Origin of the sequence: Polyangium fumosum (assembly GCF_005144585.1) — a bacterium.
GTDB classification, from domain to species: Bacteria; Myxococcota_A; Polyangia; order Polyangiales; family Polyangiaceae; genus Polyangium; species Polyangium fumosum.
This window is the reverse complement of sequence record NZ_SSMQ01000001.1, coordinates 437,619-462,534: the sequence shown is the minus strand read 5'-3', so window position 1 is coordinate 462,534 and position 24,916 is coordinate 437,619. Positions and strand designations below refer to the sequence as shown.

Below are 24,916 nucleotides of genomic sequence, written 5' to 3'. Positions count from 1 at the left end.
GGCGCATGACCGCCCTTCCTCGCCAGACAAAGATCCTCCTCGCCGCCCTCGTGCCCCTCGTGTTTGGCCTCGAAGCAGGCTGCGCCGAGGGCACGGACGCCCCGCTCCCGCCCACGACGAGCGCCTCTTCGAGCGCGTCGTCGTCGAGCGGCGCGGGCGGCGGCGGCGCGGGCGGCGCGGGCGGCGGCGAGGTCGTGCCCGAGCCCGATGCGCCGCCCGTGCTCACGATCGTCAATGGCGTGAACGATCACGAGGCGATCCGGCTCTGCTTCGTCCCCTACCCCGACGGCGGGGATCCCGCGCCTTATCCGGCCGACCCGGCAGGGCTCGCGTTTGCGGCGGCCGCGCGGGTGGATCCGGCGATGCTCTTGCCCGCGGACGAGGACGTGTATCTGTACGTCATCGCCGGGGATCTCACGAAAACCAAGGATCTCGGGTGCGCGACGCTCACCGAGGGCAATACGCCGGCGGGCGTCGTGGTCGCGCCGGTCGCCGTGATCCCGGCGTCGGCGTTCGTCGCCAAGCGGAGCCTCCTGCTCGTGCCGACGGGCTGCGTCGGCGGGCCGGGCCATACCGATCCGCTCGAACGAGAAGCCTGTGGCCCGACGTATTCGGCGAACGCACCGAATCCGGGCCTCCTCGCGGCGGCCATGTCGCGCGTGACGGCGGAGGGCCATCTCTCGCTCCAGGCTGCGCATGCAGCGCAGCCGATGCCTTCCGTCGACGTGCGGCTCGTGCCCGGGACCGAGGGCGGAATGCCGCAGCAGGTCGCGCCCTCGCTCACGGCGGGCGCCGTCGGGCCGTTTCCGCCGTTCCGGCAGGTCGCGCGGTTCGAATTGGGATCGATCGCGCAGACGGAGATCCTCACGTTCGTGCCGGGGCAGTTCGTGAAGACCTCGGCGTCGCCGCTCGATGCGGCCCTCGCGCGGGGCGGCCTCACGCAGGCCGATTTCGAGGACGGGCGGGCGTTCACGTTCGTCGCGGTGGGCGCGCAGCCGGGCATTGCGGCGGGCGCGTTCTGGCACGCGCTCACGTGGACCGTGGTACGGTCGGATCCCTAGAATGGCAGGGTGAGGGCGTCATGGCCGTATCGCTGAACGTGGACCTCGGGGAGCTACCGGGCGAGCCCGAGGAGCTTTATTCGATCGCGACGATGGTCAACGTCGCATGCGGCGGGCACGCGGGCGACGAGGCCTCGATGGAGCGGGCGTGCGCGCTCGCGCGCCAGGCAGGCGCCCGGCTCGCCGCGCATCCCTCGTACCCAGACCGCGCCGGGTTTGGCCGGACGAGCGTGGGGATGCCGAGCGCGGAGCTCGCGGCGTCGGTGCGGACGCAGGTCGAGGCGCTCGCCCGGGTGGCGCGGCGGGTGGGCATTCCGGTCGAGGCCGTGAAGCCACACGGCGCGCTTTATCACGACGCGGCGCGGGATCCGGCGATCGCGGCGGCCGTGCTCGAGGGAATCGACGCGGCGCTCGGTATTCCGGTCGCGCTCGTGGGTCCGCCCGAGGGCGCGCTCGCCCGGCTCGCGGCGGCGCAGGGGCGCGCTTATGTGCGGGAGGGGTTCGCCGATCGGGCGTACGGGCCGGATGGGAAGCTCGTGCCACGCACGCAAGAAGGCGCGTTGATCACGGATCCGGCGGCGGCGCGGGCGCAGGCCTGCCGCCTCGCGGGCGCGGGCACGTTCGAGACGCTTTGCGTGCACGGCGATACGCCCGGCGCGCTCACGATTGCGCGGGCGGTGCGCGACGCGCTCGTGTCGGCGGGACACCTCGAATCGCAGGGGCGCGCGTGAGCGGCGAAGCGGCGGTCCTGCCGTACGGGGAATCGGCGGTGTACGTCGACCTCGGCGTGGAGAATGCCCCGGATCGCGCCGCGCGAACGCACGCGGCGGCAGCGGCCCTGCGCGAGGTGTTTCCGGGGAGCGACGTGGTGGTGGGCGGCGGCGTGGTCGTCGTGGCAAACGTCGCGTGGTCGGACGAGGTTGTCCAGGCGATCGCGGCCGCGACGTCCGGCGCGGCGCGCGCGCACGTGCCCGGACGCACGCACGTGGTCCCCGTGGTGTACGACGGGCCGGATCTGGAAGCGGTCGCGGCCGCGCTCGGCGTCTCGAAAGAAGCGGTCATGCGCCTCCATGCAGCGCGCGAAGTGACGGTCGAGCTCGTCGGGTTCTTGCCGGGATTCGGGTATTGCGGGCCCATCGATCCGCGGCTGGTGTTGCCGCGCCGCGCCTCCCCTCGCCCCCGCGTGCCGGCGGGCAGCGTCGGCATCGCGGGGAGTTTCACAGGAATCTATCCTTTTGATTCGCCCGGAGGCTGGAACCTGCTCGGCCGCGCGCACGGGGTGGCGCTCTTTGATCCCAGCCGTGATCCGCCGATGTTGCTCGCGCCGGGGGATCGGCTGCGGTTCGAGCCGGTGGCGGCAGGGGAAGTGGGGCCCGCGCGGAAAGAGGTTGTCCCCAAGGAACCATCGACGCGGGCCCTCGTCATCGAAGCCGCGCCGGCGTGCGCGACGGTGCAGGACGGGGGACGCGCGGGGCAACTCGCGCGGGGTCTCCCGCCTTCGGGGCCGCTCGATCCGGAGACACACGCGGCCGCGAACGAGGCCGTCGGCAATACGCCCGATGCAGCGGCGATCGAGGTGCCGCTCGGCGCGCTGCTCGTGCGGGCCCGGGGCGACGTGTGGATTTCGGTGGACGGCGCGGCGCCCGTTCATCTCGCAGATGGAGATTCGTTCCGTGTCGAGGAAGGCCCGCGCGCCGTCCGGTACCTCGCGGCGCGCGGCGGAATGGACGTGCCGCCGGCGCTCGGCGCGCGGGCGACCTTGCTCGTGGCGCGGCTCGGCGGCGCGAATGGACGCGCGCTCCGGCGGCGGGACATCGTGCCCGTGGGTGATTCCGATCGAGCCACCGCGCAGCCTTCGCGCCCTTCCGCTCCGCCCGCGGACGACGCAATGGCCACGATTGCAATCGACGAAGGCCCGCACCGGAGCCGTTTTCCCGCGGACGCGCTCGACGTGCTCCTCGCGTCCACGTTCACCGTCTCGCGGCTCGGCGATCGCGTCGGGCAAAGGCTCGAAGGCGCGAGCATCCCGCGGGATCGACCCGATCTCGCGCTGCCCATTCCCATGCTCCGGGGCGCCGTGCAGGTCACGACAGACGGCACGCCCATCGTGCTCGGGCCGGATCATCCGACGACGGGTGGTTATCCGGTCCTCGCCGTCGTTCGCCGCGCGTCGCTCGGCGCGCTCGCGCGGCTTCGACCGGGGAAAACATTGCGTTTCGTGCGTGGCGCCTGACGCCTCGCGATTGCCATCGTCGCCTGGGTCGGGTAAGGATTCCTCCTTCGATGGCGGGCCCCTGCCAAGCACACCCCGGGACGAACGCGACGCACGAATGCACGTTATGCGGCGCGCTCCATTGCACGCCTTGCCTCGAGCTCCTCGTCACGGACCATGACGCGCGGCCCATGACGAAGTGCCCGCGCTGCGGCGCCTTCGCGCGGCCCCTGCCCGCGCCCGAGCGCCCGGAGCGCGAGGACCTCATGCTCGCCTTGCGCCGCCCCTTCGACGAGGAGGGCATGCTCCTCCTCGCGGCGCTCGCCGCGCCTTACTGGCTCACCGCGCTCCCCGTGCCCCAGATCTCCACGTTTTTCAACGTGATCTACCTGGGCACGCTCTCCACCGTGTATTTCCAGATCGTCGAGCACGTGGGCCGCGACGCCCCCGGGCTGCCCTTCTCGGCGCGTTCTACCTCGCGCTGGGATCTCTTTCTCTCGTTCTTGCGGGGGTTCGTCTGCGTGCTCGGCGGCTTCTGGCCGGCGATCCTCTCGGAGATCTTCCTGCCGGGGAACGTGTGGCTCACGCTGGCGCTCGTGCTCATCGGGGTCGCGATGACGCCCGCGGTCATTCTTGCGATCTCGTTGACGGGGCACACGCTCAATGGCCTCTGGCCCGTCGTCTGGTACAAGATCGTCGCGCACGATCCGCGGGCCTACGGCAGGCTCCTCGGGCAGTTCGTCGCGTCGACCGCGGCAGGCGTGATGGCCGCCCTGCTCGCGGCCTATACGGTGGGGTTCATCCCATTCTTCGGGGCGTATTTCGTGGGGCTCGTGATCACGACCGCGGCGGTCGTGCAAGCTTCGCTCTTCGGCACGTGGGTCCGGCGCCACGCGTGGGCGCCTCTGGAGGATTGAGGCCGCTCATTCCGGCGGCTTGATCTGCGTCTCGCAGCCGAAGAGCACCTCGAGCTTCCCGCCCGCGTCGCCCTGCAAGGCCGCGCAGGTGTTCTGGCAAATCGAGATCTTCGTCGGGGCGTTGGGGACGTCGTAGTACCAGCCGCCCGTATTGCCGCAACCCCCCTGGCCCGCGGGGACGTTGTAAATGGTCGTCTTCGTGCCATTGCTGTTCGTGTAGACGACGTTGACCTTCGTCGGGTCGATTGTCGTGCCATCGGGCGGCACGGGGATCGGGTAATCGCAGGAGATCTTCGACTCCGAGACGACGGCGGTCGCCATGTCGTTGAAGACCGCGTCGAAGTTCTGGATGCAGAGGTTTCCGAGCACGCCGCCGGTCTGCTGCACGAGCTGCTTGTAGACCTTGCCCTCCGACGCCGAGATCGGCTCGCAAAAGGGCGACTGCTTGTCGCAGCAGGTGAATGGACAGGCCCCGCAGTTGAAGGCGCACTGGAAAACGCATTGATCGCCCCCTTCGAAGGAGACGATCGCGTCGAACTTGTAGCCCTGGAACGTCGGGTCGAGCGCGAGGAGCTGGTTCGTGAACGTGTTCGCGGCCATGTCCGAGTCGTCGTCCGACACGACGGCGATCGTCTTCACCGCGTTCGGGCGGAGCACGTCCTTCCATTGCGGATATGTGCTCAGGATCTGCTGGAACGCGTCCGTGCTGGCGACGGTCTGCACGACGTGCCGGTAGTTCGGCAGCTTCTCGTCCATCCCATTGCAGCTCCCGCTGCCGAGCGGCGCGGGGATGCACATCGTGGCGTCCGCGATCATCACGACGTGCACGTCGATCCCGCTCGCCGTGATGAGCTGCGCGAACTTGTTCAGGTTCGCCTGCACCTGGGCGATCTCCTCGGACATGCTGCCCGAGGTGTCGACGGCGATGATGATATCCGCCGGTTGCTTGCCCGCCGTCGCCTCGGACGAGACGCTCGCACACGTATCCGCGTCCGGGAGCGCGCCGCCCACGCCGCTGCTCGACCCGACGAAGATGTCGCCGCCGCTCCCGCTCGCGCCGGGACCATTGCCACCCGATGCGCCCGCGCCGCCTTGCCCCGAAGCGCCGGAGGCGCCCGCGCCCTCACTCGCGCCGCTCCCGCTCCCGCTCCCGCCCGACGCCGAGCACGCCCCCACGAGCGCGAGCCCGAGCGACAAACCACCTACCGCCATCCCAAGCCAATGCTTTTTCCGTACTCGCATGGATCCTTCCTATCACGAGTCGGAGCGACGGTGAACAATGCGCGCGAATCGTGCGGACGACACAGAATCTCTTCCACCCGGGCCGCGGTTCCGCGCTATCGTCGGTGCCTGCGGACTCCATGAGCGACGCACCGGACAACTTGCGAGACGGTCGATACGCGGTCGTGCGCCTCCTCGGCGAGGGCGGGCAAGGGGCGACGTTCGAGGCCGTCGACAAGAAGGAAGGCCAGCCGGTCGCGGTCAAACGATTCCGCGTGCGCGGCGCGAAGAGCTGGAAAGAGGTGGAGCTCGCCGAGCGCGAGGCGCGCGTGCTCGCGAGCCTCTCGCATCCGGGCCTGCCCCGCTACGTCGAGCACTTCGAGGAGGGCGGCGAGCTCTTCCTCGTCACGCAGAAAATCGAGGGCGAGAGCCTCGCCGCGATGCAGAAGCGCGGCGCGACGCTCAGCGAAGCCGACGTGCTCCGCTTCCTGCACGACGCGTCGGCGATCCTCGACTACCTGCACGGCCGCGCGCCGCCCGTCGTGCACCGCGACATCAAGCCGAGCAACGTGCTCCGGAGGCCCGACGGATCGTTTGCCCTGATCGATTTCGGCGCCGTGCGCGACAAGATGAAGCCCGAGGGCGGGAGCACGGTCGTCGGCACGTTCGGGTTCATGGCGCCCGAGCAGTTCCAGGGCCGCGCGATGCCCGCCTCCGACGTGTACGCGATCGGCGCGACGGCCGTCTCGATGCTCACGGGCCGGCAGCCCGAGGATTTGCCGCACAAAGGCCTCGCCATCGACGTCGAGGCCGCGCTCGGTCGATCGGCGCGCCCCGCGCTCGTGGCCACGCTCGTGGCCATGCTCGAACCCGACCCGGACAAGCGCGCGGGCCGGCTCGCGCCGCTCCTCCAGAAGCTCGGCGAGGCGCCCTCGAAGAAAGCGGACCCGCACGCCACGAAGAGCGAGGCGAAGGCCGAGCGCAAAGCCGACAAGCAAGAGCGCAGAGCGGAGCGGCGCGCCGAGCGCTGGGAGAGGCGACAAGAGCGCTGGGAAGAGCGGCAAGAGCGCTGGGCGCGTGAATACGAGTCGCACCCGGGCTCGGACATGATTCCCGGTCCGATCGCGGGGCTCATCCAGTTCGGGCTCATGTTCGCGCAGCTCGCGGTCTTCGTGGGCGTGCGCGTGGTCGCGCCTTTCGTGCTGCAAATCTTGTCGCTCTTCTTCGGCAAGGCGTTGCGCGAGGCGGCGGCCAACGTGAGCGAGGCGGGCAGGAAGGCGCACGACGCGCTCGAACGCGCGAAGGGCGTGATCCGCAGACGCGCCGAGGCGCTGGGGCACGAAGACGCCCGGATCGAAGTGCAGGACGGAAAGGATCCGAACGCGTCGAAGCGCGTCCGCGTGGACGTGCGCGACACGACGGACGCGCCCGACGACGAGCGCCTCGCCGAGGAAGAGGCCGCGGAGGCGGAGCGCGAGGGGCGCCAAAGGAAGCGACGCTGACGCGGCGGGCCGTTGCCTTTGCGGAGCCACACGTCCACACTCCCGCGCTTCGTTTGCGGATTCGGGAGGCGGTAGGTCATGACGAACGCTCGTTCCTTGGGTGATCGTGTTCGCGGGTCGGGGCTCTTGTTCCCGACGCTCGTCGCGCTCGCGGCGCTGATCGTCGGCTGCGGGGACGGAGGGAATGGCGGAGGCACGGGAGGATCCGGGCAAGGCGGCGGCGGCCTCGGAGGCGCGGGCGGCGGCGGCGCGGGCGGGACGGGCGGCGCGGGGCAAGGCGGTTCGAGCGCGACGAGCCTCGACGGCCTGCTCGCCGAGCTCCGCGCGGACCTCGAAGGCACGATGGACAAATACGCCGGGAGCGACGGATGGCCCGTGGGGGTGGAGGGCGGGCATCTCTTCGTGTCGACGGACCCGAGCCTGGACCTCGTCGCGGGGGATCATGACGGCTGGGTGGGCAGCCCGATGCAAATCGACAATGCGGGCTTTCGCTGGCTGCATGTGAAAGACGTGGCGGCGGGGAGCCGCTACAAGTTCACGAACAAGACGCTATGGGAGGCCGACCCGTGGGCGCGCTCGTACACGTACGACGACAACGGGGAAATCAGCCTCGTCGCGCCCACGGCGGCGCACCTCGATCGTTTCTTCCGGATCGGCGACGCGCAAATGCCGGAGCGCACGGTGAACGTGTGGCTGCCGGAGGGCACGGCGACGCACGTACTTTATGTGCACGACGGGCAAAACCTGTTCGATCCGGAGGCGGCCTGGGGCGGCTGGAGGCTCCTGGACAGCGCGCCGGCGGGGATGATGCTCGTGGGGATCGACAACACGGGCATCGGTCGCATGGACGAGTACACGCATGTGCCCGACGTCATCGATCTCGACGAAAATGGCACGGTCGAGCCCTGGGGCGGCAAGGGCGACGCGTATGCGGACTTCGTGAACGGCGCGGTCCGCAAGCTCGTCGCGGACCGCTACGGCGAGCCGCCGAAGGTGGGCACGATGGGCTCGTCGCTCGGCGGGCTCATTTCATTCCACATCGCGGACCGGTTCCCGGGCGAATACGCGTACGCGGCGAGCCTGTCGGGCACGATGGGCTGGGGCAAGATGGGCGAGACGTCGACGAACGAGACGATGATCGAGCGGTACGAGTCACACGGCCATCGTACGACGGTGCTCTACCTCGATTCGGGCGGCGGGGACCCGGCGCTGGGCCAGTCCGAAAATGAGGCCAAGTGCAAGGACACGGACGGCGACGGGATCGAGGACGACGTCGGGCTCGGGGACAACGCCTGCGAGAATGCGCAGATGCGGGACGTCCTGATCTCGGTGGGCTACACGCTGCAATCGGACGTGTACCACTGGTGGGAGGCGGGAGCGCCGCACAACGAGGCGGCGTGGCGGGCGCGGGTGTTCCGGCCGATGGATCTGTTCAAGGGGCTTTGAGCGTCCTCACCCCGAGAGCGCGGGAGGCGTCAGGTCTCCGAATTGCGCTTTTCGGTCGCCGCGCATCATCCAGGCTTCCACATCGCCGATGATCGCGCGGTACTTCTCGCCCCGACCGAGGCGCGTTCGTATCAGCGGGACGAGGCATTGCTCCAGCACCTCGGGGTGCCATTTGACGACGGGCGCGAAGAACGCAGGCTCGCCGGGGGGAGCGCCGTCGATGCGCGTGTAGACGTTCGGGATGAAGATCTGCCGATTGTCGTCCGACATGTGCTCGTACGTCACCGCGTGGGGGCGACCATCGGCGCCCTCGATCATGGTGATCTCCTTGGACCTTTGCGAGGCGCCCATGCCGCGGAACGCCATGACGGCGCCCCGGAGCTGCGTCGCATAAAGGTACTTCATCTGGCTCCCCCACTCGCCGAGGACCTCGCTGTACTTGCGGGCATAATCGCGGATCCCGAGCTCCGAGCCCCCGCGCACGCCGGGCATTCCCTGCTGCGTGGGCTCCACGCGCAAGAGGATACGAAAGAGGCCCTCCCGGCCGCTCCACCAGCCCCCTTTGTGCCCGCCCGCGTCGCCGAACCGATAAAGCGTCTCGCCGATGTTGAGCCGAACCGCCTGAAGCCCGGCCGCCTGCATGCCCCCCGTCGCCGCCCGCGGGATGTTGCCAAAGCCCCCGCTCGGGATCGGTTTGTCGACGAGGGTCAGCTCGTCCCGAGGGCTCTCGCCGCGCGCGCGGGCCGCGAGTGATTCGGCGGTGGGAAAGATCCCCCCGAGCGCGTGCTGCCGGCTCAGGCCGTAGTTCAAGGTGCCCTGATACGCCGTCGGATACACGTCGAACGTGACGTTCCGCGTATCCTTCCACTTCTTCGGCCACGGCCCGATCAACGTCATCGCGCTCCTCTTTCGCAGGTACCCGCGCTCACATGGTAGACCCAAAACGCTCGGGAAAGGCAAGTCGGTCGCGCGGGCGTGGATGATTGGCCAAGGTGCACACCGCGCGGGTTCCGGCGTGAAGGGACGGGCGAGATGCTCCAAAACGGAGCGCTGGGTGCTCCAAAATGGAGCGGGAACGCCCCAAAGACAGGTCCGATCGGTCGGGATCGGTCATGGGGACGCCCCAAAGACAGGTCCCGTCGGTCGGGATCGGTCATGGGGACGCCCCAAAGACAGGTCCCGTCCGTTGGAATCGGTCATGGGGAGGCCCCAAAGCCAGGTCCGGGTGGCCGGCGTGGTCCTTGGGGAGGCCCCAACGCCAGGTCCGGGTGGCCGGCGTGATCCTTGGGGAGGCCCCAAAGGCGGGTCCGGGCGGTTGGGAGCGGTCATGGGCAAGCCCCAAATGCAGGTCCCATCGGCCGGAAGGGTCTTTGGGGAGGCCCCAACGCCAAGGTCCGGGTGGCCGGCGTGGTCTTTGGGGAGGCCCCAACGCCAGGTCCGATCGGCCGGCAGGGTTTTTGGGCGCCCCTGGGCGTCCTCCCCTCAATGCTTCAGCGAAATGTCCGCCAGCTCCATCCGCGCGTCGTTCAGGAACGGGCTGTCCGGGAAGCGGCGGATGAAGGCGCGCAGCGTGGTCTTCGCGTCGTTCCAGGCCTGGATGTCGACGAGGCACTCGCAGAGCAGGAACATCGCGTCGTCGGTGATCTCCTTGTCCGCCGAGGCCTCGGAGAGCTGCATCAACATCGGGATCGCGTCGCGCTGCCGGTTCAGCTTCCGGTAGGCGCGCGCGAGGTTCAGCCGCGCCGAGGGCGTGTGCGCCGCGTTCTCCTTCATCCGGATCGCGTCCTCGAACGCGACGGCCGCCTCGTGCCAGCGGCCCGTGCGCAAGTGATCGAGCCCGAGCTGGTAGCTCTTGATGCCGAGCTCGGCCCGCGCCGTGTCCACCGCGTCCGTGAAGAAGGCGAGCTCGGCCCGCGAGAGCGGCTCCTTCCGCAGCGCCTCGAAGCCGTCGATGATCTCCTGCCGCCGGCCCGCTCGTACGAGCTCGTAAAAGGCCGCCGCCGCCGACTCCGCCCGCGTCCGGTCGTCCGCGCGCCGCTGCATCTCCTTCACGTCGGTGTCGAGCTTCAGGATCTTGTCCTGCGCCTGCTTGGTCTCGGCTTGCACCGAGTCGATGCGCGCATCCCAGGCGAGCTTCACCACGCCGATCACGACCAGGACGAAGAGCAAGTTGGCGCTGGCGCTGTTCCAGAACGCCCGCCGCTCGAAGCCGAGCTGACGCTTGGAGATCGTCTTGAGGTCGGCCGCCAGGGCGTTCGTGAGGTTGTTCGTCTTGATGATGAGCCCGCGGGACTCGACGATCTCACGCTTGATCTCCCGTAACTCGTCGTCGAATTGATCCATGATCTTGCGTAGGCAGGGTGGGGTCGTCGCCTCGCCCCTTGTGCGTCACCCCCATGCCTGTGCTAAGGGGGGCGCCCAAGTCAAGCTACCAGGAAGCGCCCCGCATGGACACGAGCGACATCCGTAAAGGCCTCAAGATGATGCTCGATGGGAGCAAGGATCCCTTCTCCGTCATCGAGTTCCAGTTCGTTAAGCCTGGCAAAGGTCAGGCCTTCACCCGGGTGAAGCTGAAGAACATGGCAAACGGCAACGTGCTGGAGCGGACGTTCAAGTCCGGCGAGAAGCTCGAGCCGGCGAACGTCGAGACGCGCACGTACCAGTACATCTACCCGGAAGGCTCCGACTTCGTGTTCATGGACCAGAACACGGGCGAGCAGATCAACGTCCCCGGCGACAAGATCGGCGAGGATGCCCAGTGGCTCTCCGACGGCATGAACGTCGACGTCACGCTCTTCAACGAGCAGCCGATCGGCATCGAAATTCCGCCGAGCGTCGTCCTCCAGATCACGACCTGCGAGCCGGGCGTGAAGGGCGACACCGCGAGCGGCGCCACCAAGCCCGCCACGCTCTCGACCGGCGCGATCATCAACGTCCCGCTCTTCGTCAAGGAAGGCGAGTGGGTCAAGGTCGACACCGAGGGCGGCAAGTACCTCGAGCGTGTGAACCGCTGAAAAGGTCCTTCCCCGCGGAAGAGACCGGGCTTTCGACAGAGCTACCGCAGCGTCGTCGTTCGTGCTTTGATCGAACGAGCGACGTGGATCCGTGAGGCGGTGGCTTTGTCGAAAGCACTCCCCAAGTTCAGCCAGCTCCTCGAAGGCGTGGACTTCTACAAGGAAGCCCAGAAGGTCGTCTTCACGTCGGTCTACCACCTGAAGCGCGGCTACTGCTGCCACTCGAAGTGCAGGCACTGCCCTTACGGGCTCGGCGTGGCGCAGAAGGTCTCGGTGGAGATCCAGGGCCTCGAGTGCCTCGCGTGCACGCCCGAGGGCGCCGCGGACAAGGGAGAAACCAAACCTTAGGTCCGCGTTTTTCGGGTTTCCCGTCCAGGACGCGACACGCCGCACGGCGGTTTGGCCCTGTTGCAACGCTTCGTCCCCCGAAAAACAGCGAATTCCGGCGACATCTGCTTCGCTCCCATCACGAGTTCGGCTATAGGCGAACGAGTGGCGCACGCTCGGGTCGTCTGCCGACCACGCGTTTGCCCGGCCCGCACTCGCGGCCAACCCCCAGGTCTCTCGTGACCCGGCGACGTCCGTTGTCGGTGAAGTAGGAGCTTTTCGGATGCGATCGATCGGATTCCTCGTGATGGCGGGCTTTGGTGCCCTGTCCATGTGGGCCTGTACTGTCGAGACGAACCCCGGGGGCAACACCGGCGGGAGCGGGGGCATGGGCGGCGCGGGCTCTTCGGTGTCGTCGAGCTCGTCGAGCTCGGTCGCGCAGAGCTCGTCGTCGGGCGGGATGTGCGACCCGAGCTTCGACCCGACCTGCAGCGGCCTGCTCAACCCGAACGAGTGCGGCACGTGCATCGAGGCGAAATGCTGTGATCAGCTCGCCGAGTGCGCCAACAGCGAGTGCGCCGCAGGTTGCTTCGACTGTCTCACGGGCGACAACGCCTCGTGCGAGGAGATGGACCCGAAGTACTACGACAACCTGTTCATGTGTCTGGAGACGTCCTGCCAGACGGAGTGCTTCCCGCCTCCGCCGGACTGGACGTGCAACCCGCCGGCCGCGGCCCCCTCGGGCGGGTCCTGCATCAAGCTCGACGCGACGTTCAAGTGCAACCCCATCACGAACGAGCCCTGCAACACGGCCGCGGGCGAGGCCTGCGACATCAACAGCGGCGGCGGCTACCAGTGCTGGCCGGCCCCCAACACGGCCACGCTCTGCGGTGACTGCGACGGCAATAGCGGTCCGTACTGCGAGAATGGCAAGACGTGCAGCGGCGGCAAGTGCGCGCGGTACTGCTGCACCGACGAGGACTGCGGCGGCAACGGCGCGACGTGCGACACGTCGGTGGATGTCCCCGGCGACGCCGGCCTCTGCATCGGCCAGGTCGGTAGCAGCGGCCAGGGCGGCATGGGCGGCATGGGTGGCGCAGGCGGCCAGGGCGGCATGGGCGGCTCGGGCGGCATGGGCGGCATGGGCGGCTCGGGCGGCATGGGCGGTGCCGGTGGTGCCGGTGGCGCGGGCGGCATGGGCGGCATGGGCGGCATGGGCGGCCGGGGTGGTGCCGGCGGCGCCGGTGGTGCCGGCGGCGCGGCCACGGGCGGCATGGGCGGCATGGGCGGCATGGGCGGCATGCCCTGATTCGTCGGGAGAACCCGCTCTGATCGAAGGATCGGCCTCCGGGCGCCTCGCGCGTTCGGAGGCCGATGCGTTTTTCCAGCAGCACGAACCGCGCTAGGCTGCCGTGGTGATGACGCTCCGCGCGGGGGTGCTCGCCGTCGTGCTCGGGCTCGCCTCCGTGGCCTCCGCCGAGCCGGCCGCACCGGACGAGCGCGCGAGGGCCAAGGCGACGTACGAGCAAGCCGAACGAGCCGCCGCCGAGCTCAGGTTCGGCGAGGCGCTCGCGGGGTACGAGGCGGTCCTGGCGATCGATCCCTCCGCGCCGTTCGCCCGGATGGCCCGCACGCGCGCCGCCGATCTTCGCGCCCACGCCGAAGGGGACTTCGCGCCCCTCGCGCGCCTCGAAGCCGTGCGCAGGACGCCGAGCCCGGACCGCGCCACGATCGAAGCCCTCGCGCGCGACGCCGCGACCTTCCCGCCCGGCCGCGTGCGCGCCGAGGCACGGCTCATCGTGGCCGAGGCGTTCTGGCATCGCTTCGACGATCCGAACCGGGCCGCAGCCGCGCTCGGCGAGGCGATCGCGGATCCCGCAGCCGACAAGCTCACGCGCGCGCTCGCGCTGAACGAGCTCGCGGCGCTCGAGCGTGAACGGGGGGATCTCGCGGCGGCCTACCGCGCGGTGTCGCAGGCTCCGGACCTCGTTCCGAGCTTGTACGCCGAGATCGGGCGGCTCGTGCGTCGCGCCAAGATCGCGCGGGTCGCGTCGGGCGTGCTCGGCGCGCTCGGGCTCATCGGCGCGCTGTCGATCGTGCGTCTCTTCCGGAAGCCGGGGCGTGATCCCGAGGCGATCGTGCGCGCCGTGATCCGCCCTTCGTCGGTGGCCTTCGCGCTTTACCTCGGGGGCGCGGCGGCGATCCTGGTCCGGCATCACGGCGAGGGCGACGTGCGGCCGTTCTTGTGGCTCGGGTTTGGCGTGCTCGGCGTGGACATCGTGGCGCGGGCGTGGCGGCTCGGGTCGCGGGACGGGCGCACGGCCGCGCGGATCGGTCGCGCGGTCGTGTGCATGATCGGCGTGCTCGCTGCGGCGTTCCTGTCGCTCGAAGGCGCGAACGCGGGCTACCTGGAGAGCTTCGGGTTGTGAGAGACGAGCGGGACGACGGGGACGAGGCGCGCCGTGATCCGGAGGGCGCCGTGGAGATCGGGCCGGGGCCGATCGCGGCGGACGAGATCCTCGTGGTGCGCAGGGGCCCCGGGGCGAACTGCTCGTCGGTGGGGAGCGCGCTCGATCTCTTGTTTCTCTCGGCCGTCACCGCGGGCGTGGTGATGGCGGGGATCGCGGCGGCGTTCGGGGGCGACGCGGAGGAGCGCAAGGACAAGGCGCGCGGCGAGCGCGACGGGAAACACGACGAGGGAGGCGATGCGGGCGCGCGTTGAACCGTTCGGCGCGTGGGTGCGGCTCGACGACGGCACGCTCGTGGCGATCGATCGCAGCGCGGCCGAGCGGCTCGGGCTCGCGGGCGGCGTGGTCTGGCGAGACGCGGAGACGGCGCGCCGAGCGAGGCCCCTCGAAGCACACGTGGCGGTCACGTCGCGATGCGGGGCCGGGTGCAAGGGGTGTTACCTCGACGCGCGGCCCGACGGCGAGAGCCCGCCGTTCGAGGTGATCACGGCGCGGCTCGCGGCGCTCGCGGCGGCGGGCGTGTTCACGGTGGCGTTCGGAGGCGGCGAGCCGCTCACGAGGCCCGACCTCGGCGAGCTCGGCCGCGCCGCCCGGCGCCTCGGGCTCGTCCCCGTGCTCACCACGAGTGGCATCGGCATGACGAACGAGCGGGCGCAGGAGCTCGCGAGCTTCGCGCAGGTGAACGTGAGCTACGACGGCGAGGGCGCGGCGTACGGCGAGGTGCGCGGCTGGGAAGGCGCGCGCATCGCGGAGCGGGCGATGCGGCTGCTCGCGGAGGCCGGCGTGCCGTTCGGGATCAACGTGGTGCTCACGCAGAAGACGTTCGACGCGCTCCCCGAGACGGCGCGGCGGGCGGCGTCGCTCGGCGCGCGCGAGCTTCAGCTCCTTCGGTACAAACCCGCAGGACGCGCGGCGGACGTCTCGTACCTGGCGACGCGGCTCTCGCCGGCGCAGGTCGACGCGCTCGGGCCCACGCTCGAAGCGCTCTTCGCCACGACGAACCTCGCGATCCGCGTCGACTGCTCGCTCGTGCCGCTCCTCTCGGGCCACGTGCGGGACGCGGCGGCGCTCGCGCGGTTCGGCGTGCTCGGCTGCGAGGCGGGGCGTTACCTCGCGGCCGTGCGGATCGACGGAGCGCTCGCGCCGTGCAGCTTCGCGCCGGCCGCGGACGCGCGGGCCGAGGACGCGTGGCAAGGCGGCGCGCGCGCGGCGTGGGCGACGGACACGACGCTCGAAGCCTGGCGCGCGCCGCACGACGCCGAGCCTTGCCGGTCCTGCGAGATCCGCTCGGTGTGCCGGGGCGGATGCCGCGTGGTCGCGACGCACCTCGGCGGCGCGCTCGGCCCGGATCCGGAGTGCCCGCGTGTCCGCGCCCATCACGCGCGGACGCAAAGCGCAGAGGAGCGCGCACGTGCCGGCGACGCGTAGACGGCTCTTCGTGGCGCTCGCGTTCGGCTTCGCGGGGGCGGCGCTCGCCTACGTCGTGCTTCGGCTGATCGAGTCCCGGTGGTTCCCCGAGCCCGATCCGGCGATCGTCGTCTGGTCGGATCGCAGCCGCTTCGTGTGGCGCGCGCTCCTCGCCGCGTATGCCGGCGGCGCGGCGGTCTTCGGCGGCCACGCGCTCGCCTCCCGATCGATCGAGGCCGCCGCCGTCTGGCTCGTGCGTTTCACCTTTGCCGCCGCGATCGCGCTGGCCCTCCAGGGAGCGCTCGTCCCATGACGTCCGAGCTCCTCCGCCGCGTCGCGCTCGTCCACGCCGTCGTCGCCTGGATCTCGGCCCTCGCCCTCGTCGCGCTCGCCGTCGCCCTCGTACGCCTCCGCAAGGACGCGCCGCTCGCGCGCTGGATCCGCCTCGCATCCGCGGCGACGACCTCCCTCGTCGTGGCCTCCTTCGCGACGGGCGCCTTCCTCGATCTCCCGTACCGCGTCCACCTCCGCCAGCGCCTCTTCCTCGCCTCGCGCGCGCTCGGCTGGCTCTTCGAGCGCAAGCTGCACCTCTCCTTCGGCGCGCTCGTCTTTGCCTGCCTCGCGCTCCTGGCCCTCCTCGCGGCCGACCCCGCGCGCCACGACGCTTCCTCGCGCGCCTTCTGCCGCGCCGCGCGCCTCGGGTACGTGGCCGCTGCGATCTTCGCGCTCGCCGCGTGCGTGATCGGCACCCTCGTCGCCATGCGCGCTCGGTTCTGATCAGTTCAGCTTCAACAAGCTGAGCAGGATCTCGAACACGATGAGCGCCACGATCGAGCCTTCGAGGAAGAGCATGCGGCGCGTCTGGCTGAACTCGATCAGCGTCCCCAGGCTCTCGCGGATCGTCGACAGCTTGAACTCCAGCGCCTTGTAGCGCTCCTGGATCTCGAGCGTGTGCCGCAGCTTGTCGTGCAGGCGATCGGCGGCCTCGTTCTCCCAGGTGAGGTCGGGTTTGTCGAGCAGCGAGATCGCCGAGATGATCTCGACCTGCGAGGCCATCGCCGTGCCCACGAACCGCACGAAATCGCGTGTCCTGCCGAGCGGTCGCCCTTGCCGAGCGACCTCGCCGGCCACGGCGCCCACGCGATCCAGGATCGCCTGCACGTCCTCGTCGTAGTAGTCGATCGCCACGGACTGCGCGATCACGGTGGCGATGACGTCCATGGTCGTCGCGGCGATGTCCGGCACGACCACCCGATCGAAGCCGACCTCCATGGCGGAGCCGGGACGCACCTCGATGAGGAAGCTCTCGCGCAGCGGCGGATGCGGCTCTTGCTGGAGCTTGTTGTTGAACGTCTCGACGATGCCCTCGCGCTCGGCGTCGGGGACGTTCACGAACACGATCGCCCCGAAGTCGAAGAGGTAGGCGAGCCGATCGCCGTCGAGCGACACGATGAGCTGCGTCTTCGTCGAGCGCATGCCGCGGTCGGGCGGCAACCAGGCCTCGACCTCGCGCAGGTTGAAGCGCGACGCATACGAGTAGGCTTCGACCGGATAGATGCGGGACATGGCGGTTTCGGGCCCGCGCCGCGCGTGCCCGCCTGCCTCAGTGTCCCCGCCCGGGAGCGCCCGCGCAACGTGCCTCCGCGGCACGCCCCGGGCGCTCTGTCGTTCTCAAAAGCTCGCCTGAAAGACCGGGATTTTCACCTCGCGCGCCTGCGCGACCCCGAACTTCGCCATCTCTTCCTGCGTGTACACCGGGCGAATCTCCACCGCGGGCACGCCGAGCGCGAGCCGCCCTTCGTGCACGTCCACAAACGACATCGGCACGTGCACCGGACGCTTGCTCGTCCGCGGCAAGGCCGGCTCCCCCGCCGGCTGGTTCTGCACAGGCTCGTTCGGGTAGCTCTCCGGCGCCTTGTAGAGCGTGGCGTTCAACGTGACGATGATCGTCGGGATCACGAGCGCCATGCCGCCTGCCAGCATGTAGAGCGGCACCTCGGCCGGCGGCGCCGCCTGCTCGATGAAGTAACCGCCGATCCCGCCGCCGACTGCGGCGAGCGGGGGGAACACGAGGTACGGCCAGCCCTTGCTCACGCCGAACGCGCCCATCCCGATCGCGACGATCTCGCCGCCGAGCAGGGCGCCGCCCACGATCCCCTTTGCCGTGCCGACGACCGGCTCGGCCGCGGCTTTGCTCGGCTGTCCCGTGAGCGTCGCGACGCCGAGCGCCGCCGCCGTCACCCACGTGCCGATCCTGGTCCGACCGTGGGGCAAAGACCCCACTCCCGTTCGTGCCGTTCGACCCAAAGCCATGCTCTCCCGCGCCCGTCCGCCGGAGGCCGGGCAGCTAGCTCATCCGGTGCGCGAGCCTAGCATGGTATTCGAAATGCTCGTGCTGCCTCGTTAGTTCAGCAGCTTCCGCGAGAGCTGACGCACGGCCTCGCGGGCGGCCCGCTGCATCGCGCGCTCGACCTGCTTCGACGTCGCGTCCCCTCGCACGACGATCGCGCACGCGTCGCCTTCCATCTCGAACCTCGCAGCCGGCTCTGCCGAGGAAGCCTCCCCAGCCGCGCGGATCGGGATCTCGACCTTCAGCGAGCCCACCTGGAGCTCGACATATCCCATCAGAGCTTTGTCCATCAGCGACTGCATGGTCGGAACGTGGGTCCTTGTGTTGCCCTTGGCAAGGTCGCGTCCGCGCCCCTTGCGTGCTCGATCCGGCGCGCGATCCGGCGCAGCATCCGCTTCCCTGCCCGTATTTCTCCGCGTTCCTCCGTCCGTCCTCATCACGACGTGCGGCCGGGGCCGCGGAAACTTGACGTGCCTCGCGAAGGCATCCAAGGTCGCGCGCAGATGCAAACCCTCACGTTCTCAGGCACGTTTACCGCGCTCGTCACGCCGTTCACCACGGATGGCGACGCTGTTGATCTCGTCGCGCTCGACGCGCTCGTCGAGGCGCAGATCGCGGGGGGCGTCTCGGGCCTCGTGCCTTGTGGCACCACGGGCGAATCGCCGACGCTCTCGGACGAAGAGCAGGTCCTCGTGATCAAGCGTGTCGTCGAGGTCGCGAAGGGACGCGTGCCCGTCGTGGCCGGGACGGGATCGTTCTCCACGAAGAAGACGATCAGCGCGTCGAAGGCGGCGCTCGCGGCGGGCGCCGACGCCGTCATGGTCGTGATGCCGTACTACAACAAGCCCTCGCAGGACGGCATGCGCGAGCACGTCCTCTCGATCGCGCGCGCGGTCCCCGCCCCGATCGTCCTCTACAACATCCCGGGCCGCTGCGTGGTGGACCTCTCGGCGGAGACGACGGCGCAGATCTGCGAGCGCGCGCCGAACGTGGTCGCGTTGAAGGACGCGACGGGCAACGTGCTCCGTTGCCAGGAGCTCAAGCGCAAGCTCGGCGACAGGCTCACGGTCCTCTCGGGCGACGACGCGCTCACGCTGGCGTTCGGCGCCGTGGGCGCGAGCGGGGTCATCAGCGTCACGTCGAACGTGCGACCGCGCGAGGTCAGCGAGGTGACGCGCGCGCTCCAGGCGAACGATTTCGCGCGGGCGCGGGCCTGCCATTTCGCGCTCGTCGAGCTGCACAACACGATGTTCCTCGAACCCAACCCGGCGCCTGCGAAGGCGGCGCTCGCGGCGATGGGCCGCATGACGCCCGCGGTGCGGCAGCCGCTTTTGCCGGCGAGCGACGCCACGCAACGCAAGGTGGCCGAGGCGCTCGCGCAGCTCGACGCGAGCTTCCCGAAGGCCGCGTCGTGAAGCTCGCGATCGCGGGCGCCACGGGGCGCATGGGGCAAAGCATCGTGCGCCTCGCCGCGCAGGAGGGTTTTTCGATCGTCGGGGCCCTTGCCTCCCCGCAATCCCCCCACCTCGGGCGGGACGTGGGCGAAGTGGCCGGCGCGGGCATCCTCGGCGTGGCGATCGGCGACGACGTGGCCTCGGCGCTCCTCGGGGCGGACGTGGTGATCGATTTCTCGCGCCCCGAGGCGCTCTCGCGCGTGCTCACGGTGGCGCGGCGGAAGAACGTCGCGGTCGTGAGCGGAACGACGCGGCTCGACGCGGACACCGAAAAGAAGCTCGACGAGGCGTCCGCGACGATCCCCGTGCTCTGGGCGCCGAACACGAGCCTCGGCGTGCAGGTGCTCGCCGAGATCGTGGCCGAAGCGGTGCGCCGGCTCGGCCTCGGGTTCGACGTGGAGATCGTCGAGACGCACCACAAGGCGAAGGTGGATTCGCCGAGCGGCACGGCGACGCGGCTCGCGGACGCGGCGCGCGACGCCCGAAAAGGATTGCGCACGGTCACGGGGCGCGAGGGCAACGTGGGGCCCCGCGCGGCGGATGAAATCGGCGTCTTTGCGGTGCGGGGCGGCGACGTGATCGGCGATCACACGGTGCACCTCCTCGGCCCGGGCGAGCGGCTCGAATTGACGCACCGGGCGACGAACCGGGACCTGTTTGCCCGCGGGGCCTTGCGCGCGGCGCGCTATCTGTTCGGAAAACCGGCGGGCCGGTATTCGATGGCCGACGTGCTCGGGTAACCGGCGTCGCGCCCCCTTCCACGAGAGCCCTCCCTCCCTTGGCTCGTGCTCGGACATTGTTCATCCCCTCCGGGGTGAACAATGCCTTGATGCTGCGGGCGAATTTCCTATCCTCTGCCCCCGACAAAGGAGCTCTCATGAACGGTCTTCGAACGGTCGCCGCTTGCCTCACGGCCTTCTTCCTCGCCGGCTGCGGAGCCAATGGCGGTGAGGAGCAAACGCAGGAGGAGGACCTCGCCGAGTTCGAGGCCCTGCGCGAGGAGCTCGAAGGGAGACGCGACGTCTTCATCGAGACGCCGGCGCAGGACTTCTTCGCCACCGGCAATACCCTCTACTGGGTCGAGGTCGGGAGCGGAAACCCGCTCCTCCGCAGCTTCGACGACAGCAAGAAGCAACGCACCGATTATACCTTCAAGCCCTACCTCACGGGCGTCTCGAGCCCGAACCCGGTGGACAACATCAATTTCGCGGCGTCGAGCACCATGGTCGCCTCGATGAACGAGCTCGACGGCGCGAACACCTATGCCGCCGGCACCCCCGAAATGGCACGCGGCAAGCTCGTCCTGCCCGCGCCGCCCTTCGGCCAGAAATGGTGGGCCTATTCGGTGACGGGCGACGATCTCTACGTCACGGTGATCCACGGCGACACCGGCAAGTACGTCCTTCAAAAGTGGACACCCGGTCAGGCGAACCCGACGGACGTGCTCGCGCTCGACGACCTCATCGCGCCCAACGTGATGGGCGAATTCACCAACTTCGCCGTCAACGGTACGACGCTCATGTTCAGCGAAGGGGGCCGCCTCTGGCTCGCGGAGCTCACCGACATGAAGGCGAAATGGGTGCAGAACGACAAGCGCGTCGGCGGCGCGGATTTTTATCCCGGCGGGGCCGTCTACTCGCAGGACCGTGAGTTCTTCCGCTACGACAAGGCCTCGGACACGCGCGAGAACATCACGGAGAAGATCAAGGCCAGCTATTCGATGAACAAGACGTTCGTCGAGGCGCATCACCCGGGCCACGACATGACGTGGTGCAAATTCAAGAACAAGATCGTCTACGAGGGCAACTTCGGGCTCTTCGCCTACGACCTCGAAAACGAAACCACGACGCCGCTCTTGCTCGACGCGCGTGACAACAGCGTCGTCTACAAGTACCCGGTGGCGGTCGGTACCGGGACGCTTTTCGTCAAAGGCCTGGAGAGCCAGAGCGGCGCGACCGGCGCGGACGGCCCGATGTTCTCGCTCGCGGCGGCGAATCTGCTCTGAGCGGCCCGCGGACGACACGAACGCCCCTCGGTGCTCATCTCCGCACGACGCGGACGGCTCGAACGGCCTTCGAGCACACTCCCCGCACGCCGCGGACGACACGAACGGCCCTCGGTGCACGTCCCTGCACGCCGCGGACGACACGAACGGCCCTCGGTACACGTCCCTGCACGACGCGGAAGCTTCCAAGGCCCCTCTGCGCCGTCCTCGACGTGCGGAGCCTTGCACTGAAGAAGCGAGCCAACGTACTCTGCACGGATGGACGACCCTCGGGAGGACGCGCCCACGGACCCATACCGCACGCGCGGCGCGTTCGCCCTCTCCGCCTTCCGGCGCGAGCGGGCGAGCGGTGGGCGGTTTGCGTGGGCAGCGCTCCTGGCTACATGCGTAGCTGTGTGCGTGGCGCCGATGGGGTGCGGGTCGAGCGAGGAACATGCGGTCGCGCCCGAGCGGACGCAGGGTTCGCTCCCTGCGCGTACGGTCCGTGCATTGCAAGCGTGCGCGGAAGAGGGTACCGGGCGGCTTCGGCGCCAGGCGTACGAGATCGGTTTCAAGGTCGAGCTCACGGACGACCGGGTGCAGGCGGTGGCGCCCAAGGGCCCGCGGCTCGACGACGCCGGGCTCGAACGGTGCATGATGAATGCGCTGCGGACGATGGCGGACGCGGGGTTCTCGACGGATAGGACCGAGCTGGTCTCCTACGGCGGCCACCTGCCCGCGCGAGGCGTGCTGGCGAACGTCACGGTTCTACCCGAGATCGTCAAGCTGGCCGAGGTGGTCGTCGCGGGCCCCGGGGGGGTGACGATCGTCGTGGTCGTGGTCGTCGTGGTCATCGCGGCCGTCGTGTTGTCGGAGGACAAGCCGCAGGAGGAGGTGGTCGAGGCGATCAAGAGGTGGCCCAGGAAGGTCCTGGAAAAGTGCCAGCCCCGGTTCGACGAGTGTCTCGGAAATCAATATCAGCCGGATTGGAACCAGGAAATGTTCGGAGAAAAGAAGGACTGTCGTTCATGTTTTGACGAGTGCAAAAAGGACAAGGGCCAATGGCCAAACTACAAATGTCCGCCGCCGGGTTGGAAACCGAACTGAATCCGATGCAGGAGGGAGACGACATGCCGTCCGTCGACGAACCCCATCCGCTCTGCTGGTTTTGCCGGAAGAAGCCCGCGACCGAACTTTACATCCAGCCCAAGTCTACCAAAAGGGTGTGCGCGACCTGCCTCGACCGGCTGCAGGTGCAAGATGCCTACGAGCACGCATGGCTCCATTTCCTGGTGTTGGAGGACGAGGAGCGATACGAGGAAGTGCTCGCGGGTATCGGTGCCTTCCTGGAGGCGAACCGCCACCGCGATCACGACCAGTGGCTGGCTCGAAGCATCACCCGAGATCGATCCTCGGTCCTGTTCGAGGCGGGCCGTTACGCAGAGGCCGACGAGGCGTGTGATGCGTGGGGGCGGTTCCCCTTTGATAACGTCACGGATCGATGGTTCCACGGGAGCGCAAAAGCACAAATCGTGCAAGCGCTCGGGAGGCCTCAGGAAGCCCTGGCGATCTTCGAGGAGGCGTTCAGCCATCAGGATCCGCGGTATGCCTCGGCCATTCCCTATTACCTGCATTGGCTGGTCGATTTTTCAGACGCCGTCGGCCAGCCGGTCGACGAGAAATGGCGGCGCGTCGCGGAGGCGGGAGCGGAGGACTTTGCCGTCGAGATGCCCGTCCGGGATTCGCTCGGCGAGAGCATGCTCGCGCTCGCGGAGATGACCCGAGAAATGCCGTCGAAGAGGCAGCGGGAGTGGGAAGCAACCCACGGCGGTGGAACCGGCGAAGACAAACCGTGAACCATGCCGAGCGGGCCGCGACGTGCGGAGCCTTGCACTGAAAAAGCGAGCCAACGTACTCTGCACGGATGGACGACCCTCGGGAGGACGCGCCCACGGACCCATACCGCACGCGCGGCGCGTTCGCCCTCTCCGCCTTCCGGCGCGAGCGGGCGAGCGGTGGGCGGTTTGCGTGGGCAGCGCTCCTGGCTACATGCGTAGCTGTGTGCGTGGCGCCGATGGGGTGCGGGTCGAGCGAGGAACATGCGGTCGCGCCCGAGCGGACGCAGGGTTCGCTCCCTGCGCGTACGGTCCGTGCATTGCAAGCGTGCGCGGAAGAGGGTACCGGGCGGCTTCGGCGCCAGGCGTACGAGATCGGTTTCAAGGTCGAGCTCACGGACGACCGGGTGCAGGCGGTGGCGCCCAAGGGCCCGCGGCTCGACGACGCCGGGCTCGAACGGTGCATGATGAATGCGCTGCGGACGATGGCGGACGCGGGGTTCTCGACGGATAGGACCGAGCTGGTCTCCTACGGCAGCCACCTGCCCGCGCGAGGCGTGCTGGCGAACGTCACGGTGCTGCCCGAACTCGTGAAGTTGGCCGAGGTGGTCGTCGCGGGCCCCGGGGGGGTGACGATTGTCATCGTCGTGGTCGTCGTGGTCATCGCGGCTGTGGTGTTGGCGGAGGACGAGCCGAAGGAGGAGGTGGTCGAGGCGATCAAGAGGTGGCCGAAGAAGGTGCGGGAAAAGTGCGCTGACCGGCTGGTCGAGTGCATCAACGATCCATACCAACCGTGGTGGAACCGCCGGGTATTCGGGGACAAAAAGCAATGCGAGGCGTGCAATATCGCCTGCTTGAACGATGGCGGAGCTTGGCCCATGCGGAAGTGTCCGCCGCCTGGATATATTCCACCTGATCTTCCACAGGAGTGAATATCATGCAATCACCCGCGGATATGCCCCAACTCTGCACAATTTGCGAAAAAGATCCCGCCATCCAGAGGTACACGCGCGGAAACTTTCATGGGATGCTCTGTGCAAGGTGCCTCGACCGCTGGGCCGTGCAGGACGCGTCCGAGGATCAACTCCTGCACAGGCTCGATTTGGTGGAGCGTGGGCAGTACGAGGAGGCCTTCGCTTGCCTGGATGCCCTCTGGGAAGCGAACCGCCATCGCGATCATACGGGATGGCTGGCTCGAAACATCGCCATGGGGCGTACGTTCATCCTTGATGAGGCTGGCCGGTACGAAGAGGCGCTGGAGGCGGCCGAAGCCTGGGCGCAGCTCGGCTTCGAGAACGTCACGGATCGATGGTTCGTCGGCATGATCAAAGCGACCATCTTGCAGGCGCTCGGGAGGGACCGGGAGGCCCTCTCGGTGTACGAAGAGGCGTTCGGCCATCAGGATCCGCTGTATGCAGCGAGCATCCCCTCTCACCTGCCCAGGCTGGTCGAGCTCTCCGAGAAGGTGGGCCAGCCGGTCGACGAGAAATGGCGGCGCGTCGCGGAGGCGGGAGCGGAGGACTTTGCCGTCGAGATGCCCGTCCGGGATTCGCTCGGCGAGAGCATGCTCGCGCTCGCGGAGATGACCCGAGACATGCCTTCGAAGAGGGAGCGGGAGTGGAAAGCAAAACACGGCGGCGGAACCAGCGAAGGTGAGCCGTGAACCACACCGAGCACACCAACGGTCTTGCCCTCGCGTCGTGGGCGGACGTACTCTG

Annotated in this window: 27 protein-coding genes; 21 read left to right on the top strand and 6 right to left on the bottom strand. The window is 69.1% G+C overall.

Annotated features, from left to right (window positions below; genetic code table 11):
- Nucleotides 1–5: 5 nt before the first annotated feature.
- From E8A74_RS01885 to E8A74_RS01865, 4 genes are read left to right on the top strand one after another with little or no spacing between them, the layout of a single operon-like run.
- On the top strand, nt 6–1,061 hold the full coding sequence (locus E8A74_RS01885) for a hypothetical protein (protein ID WP_136927138.1): 1,056 nt from the start codon (nt 6–8) through the stop codon (nt 1,059–1,061).
- 20 nt (nt 1,062–1,081) lie between these two features.
- Nucleotides 1,082–1,792 (top strand): LamB/YcsF family protein, encoded by a 711-nt coding sequence (locus E8A74_RS54540; RefSeq protein WP_136927137.1) that lies wholly within the window; start codon nt 1,082–1,084, stop codon nt 1,790–1,792.
- The gene (gene pxpB, locus E8A74_RS51735; protein WP_232379326.1) at nt 1,789–3,294 is read left to right on the top strand and encodes a 5-oxoprolinase subunit PxpB; all 1,506 of its coding nucleotides are present in this window, start codon (nt 1,789–1,791) and stop codon (nt 3,292–3,294) included. The genes E8A74_RS54540 and pxpB overlap by 4 nt, the downstream gene beginning before the upstream one ends.
- 50 nt (nt 3,295–3,344) lie before the next feature.
- Complete coding sequence (locus tag E8A74_RS01865; RefSeq protein WP_136927136.1) at nt 3,345–4,190, top strand: RING finger protein; 846 nt, start codon at nt 3,345–3,347, stop codon at nt 4,188–4,190.
- Between the two features lie 6 nt (nt 4,191–4,196).
- Here E8A74_RS01865 and E8A74_RS01860 read toward each other — a convergent pair whose 3' ends face one another.
- Nucleotides 4,197–5,432, bottom strand: a complete 1,236-nt coding sequence (locus tag E8A74_RS01860) for a vWA domain-containing protein (protein WP_136927135.1) — start codon at nt 5,430–5,432, stop codon at nt 4,197–4,199.
- Nucleotides 5,433–5,551: 119 nt separating this feature from the next.
- Here E8A74_RS01860 and E8A74_RS01855 point away from each other — a divergent pair, with 119 nt between their 5' ends.
- Both E8A74_RS01855 and E8A74_RS01850 read left to right on the top strand, forming a co-directional pair.
- Nucleotides 5,552–6,913 carry a serine/threonine protein kinase gene (locus E8A74_RS01855; protein WP_136927134.1) on the top strand — a complete coding sequence of 454 codons (1,362 nt, stop codon included), beginning with the start codon at nt 5,552–5,554 and terminating at the stop codon, nt 6,911–6,913.
- A 78-nt stretch (nt 6,914–6,991) separates the two neighbouring features.
- Nucleotides 6,992–8,359, top strand: a complete 1,368-nt coding sequence (locus E8A74_RS01850; RefSeq protein ID WP_136927133.1) for an alpha/beta hydrolase — start codon at nt 6,992–6,994, stop codon at nt 8,357–8,359.
- 6 nt (nt 8,360–8,365) lie between these two features.
- Here the strand turns inward: E8A74_RS01850 and E8A74_RS01845 are convergent, their stop codons facing one another.
- On the bottom strand, nt 8,366–9,256 hold the full coding sequence (locus tag E8A74_RS01845) for a hypothetical protein (protein ID WP_136927132.1): 891 nt from the start codon (nt 9,254–9,256) through the stop codon (nt 8,366–8,368).
- Nucleotides 9,257–9,841: 585 nt separating this feature from the next.
- The gene (locus tag E8A74_RS01840; RefSeq protein WP_136927131.1) at nt 9,842–10,702 is read right to left on the bottom strand and encodes a tetratricopeptide repeat protein; all 861 of its coding nucleotides are present in this window, start codon (nt 10,700–10,702) and stop codon (nt 9,842–9,844) included.
- A gap of 104 nt (nt 10,703–10,806) precedes the next feature.
- On the opposite strand from E8A74_RS01840, the gene efp reads away from it, so the two are divergent.
- From efp to E8A74_RS01800, 8 genes are all read left to right on the top strand, one after another.
- On the top strand, nt 10,807–11,373 hold the full coding sequence (gene efp / locus E8A74_RS01835; RefSeq protein WP_136927130.1) for an elongation factor P: 567 nt from the start codon (nt 10,807–10,809) through the stop codon (nt 11,371–11,373).
- 99 nt (nt 11,374–11,472) lie between these two features.
- Nucleotides 11,473–11,721, top strand: coding sequence for a C1orf53 family protein (locus tag E8A74_RS01830; RefSeq protein ID WP_136927129.1), 249 nt, complete (start codon nt 11,473–11,475; stop codon nt 11,719–11,721).
- 262 nt (nt 11,722–11,983) lie between these two features.
- Nucleotides 11,984–13,009, top strand: coding sequence for a hypothetical protein (locus E8A74_RS53745; RefSeq protein ID WP_211365262.1), 1,026 nt, complete (start codon nt 11,984–11,986; stop codon nt 13,007–13,009).
- A 106-nt stretch (nt 13,010–13,115) separates the two neighbouring features.
- Entirely contained in the window at nt 13,116–14,129 is a 1,014-nt protein-coding gene (locus E8A74_RS01820; RefSeq protein WP_136927128.1) for a hypothetical protein, read from the top strand.
- Entirely contained in the window at nt 14,126–14,422 is a 297-nt protein-coding gene (locus tag E8A74_RS01815) for a hypothetical protein (protein ID WP_136927127.1), read from the top strand. Before E8A74_RS01820 ends, E8A74_RS01815 begins: the two co-directional genes overlap by 4 nt.
- The gene (locus E8A74_RS01810) at nt 14,406–15,596 is read left to right on the top strand and encodes a radical SAM/SPASM domain-containing protein (protein ID WP_136927126.1); all 1,191 of its coding nucleotides are present in this window, start codon (nt 14,406–14,408) and stop codon (nt 15,594–15,596) included. The genes E8A74_RS01815 and E8A74_RS01810 overlap by 17 nt, the downstream gene beginning before the upstream one ends.
- Nucleotides 15,580–15,888: a hypothetical protein gene (locus E8A74_RS01805; protein WP_136927125.1), complete on the top strand. Its 309-nt coding sequence runs from the start codon at nt 15,580–15,582 to the stop codon at nt 15,886–15,888. The genes E8A74_RS01810 and E8A74_RS01805 overlap by 17 nt, the downstream gene beginning before the upstream one ends.
- Nucleotides 15,885–16,352, top strand: coding sequence for a hypothetical protein (locus tag E8A74_RS01800; protein ID WP_136927124.1), 468 nt, complete (start codon nt 15,885–15,887; stop codon nt 16,350–16,352). The genes E8A74_RS01805 and E8A74_RS01800 overlap by 4 nt, the downstream gene beginning before the upstream one ends.
- On the opposite strand, the gene E8A74_RS01795 is transcribed toward E8A74_RS01800, so the two are convergent.
- From E8A74_RS01795 to E8A74_RS01785, 3 genes are all read right to left on the bottom strand, one after another.
- A complete protein-coding gene (locus tag E8A74_RS01795) occupies nt 16,353–17,141 on the bottom strand; it encodes an RMD1 family protein (RefSeq protein ID WP_136927123.1) in 789 nt (262 codons plus the stop codon).
- A gap of 105 nt (nt 17,142–17,246) precedes the next feature.
- Nucleotides 17,247–17,849 carry a hypothetical protein gene (locus E8A74_RS01790; protein ID WP_136927122.1) on the bottom strand — a complete coding sequence of 201 codons (603 nt, stop codon included), beginning with the start codon at nt 17,847–17,849 and terminating at the stop codon, nt 17,247–17,249.
- A gap of 129 nt (nt 17,850–17,978) precedes the next feature.
- Nucleotides 17,979–18,215 (bottom strand): hypothetical protein, encoded by a 237-nt coding sequence (locus E8A74_RS01785; RefSeq protein ID WP_232379325.1) that lies wholly within the window; start codon nt 18,213–18,215, stop codon nt 17,979–17,981.
- A gap of 213 nt (nt 18,216–18,428) precedes the next feature.
- On the opposite strand from E8A74_RS01785, the gene dapA reads away from it, so the two are divergent.
- The 7 genes from dapA to E8A74_RS01750 all read left to right on the top strand — a co-directional run bounded on the left by dapA (nt 18,429) and on the right by E8A74_RS01750 (nt 24,861).
- Nucleotides 18,429–19,340 carry a 4-hydroxy-tetrahydrodipicolinate synthase gene (gene dapA / locus E8A74_RS01780; RefSeq protein WP_136927120.1) on the top strand — a complete coding sequence of 304 codons (912 nt, stop codon included), beginning with the start codon at nt 18,429–18,431 and terminating at the stop codon, nt 19,338–19,340.
- Nucleotides 19,341–19,369: 29 nt separating this feature from the next.
- Nucleotides 19,370–20,119, top strand: a complete 750-nt coding sequence (gene dapB, locus E8A74_RS01775; protein WP_136927192.1) for a 4-hydroxy-tetrahydrodipicolinate reductase — start codon at nt 19,370–19,372, stop codon at nt 20,117–20,119.
- Between the two features lie 137 nt (nt 20,120–20,256).
- Nucleotides 20,257–21,384 carry a hypothetical protein gene (locus E8A74_RS01770; protein ID WP_136927119.1) on the top strand — a complete coding sequence of 376 codons (1,128 nt, stop codon included), beginning with the start codon at nt 20,257–20,259 and terminating at the stop codon, nt 21,382–21,384.
- 258 nt (nt 21,385–21,642) lie between these two features.
- Entirely contained in the window at nt 21,643–22,470 is an 828-nt protein-coding gene (locus tag E8A74_RS01765) for a hypothetical protein (RefSeq protein WP_136927118.1), read from the top strand.
- Nucleotides 22,440–23,219: a tetratricopeptide repeat protein gene (locus E8A74_RS01760; protein ID WP_170228774.1), complete on the top strand. Its 780-nt coding sequence runs from the start codon at nt 22,440–22,442 to the stop codon at nt 23,217–23,219. Before E8A74_RS01765 ends, E8A74_RS01760 begins: the two co-directional genes overlap by 31 nt.
- A gap of 68 nt (nt 23,220–23,287) precedes the next feature.
- Nucleotides 23,288–24,130: a hypothetical protein gene (locus E8A74_RS01755; protein WP_136927116.1), complete on the top strand. Its 843-nt coding sequence runs from the start codon at nt 23,288–23,290 to the stop codon at nt 24,128–24,130.
- A gap of 95 nt (nt 24,131–24,225) precedes the next feature.
- Nucleotides 24,226–24,861: a hypothetical protein gene (locus E8A74_RS01750; RefSeq protein WP_136927115.1), complete on the top strand. Its 636-nt coding sequence runs from the start codon at nt 24,226–24,228 to the stop codon at nt 24,859–24,861.
- Nucleotides 24,862–24,916: the final 55 nt, after the last annotated feature.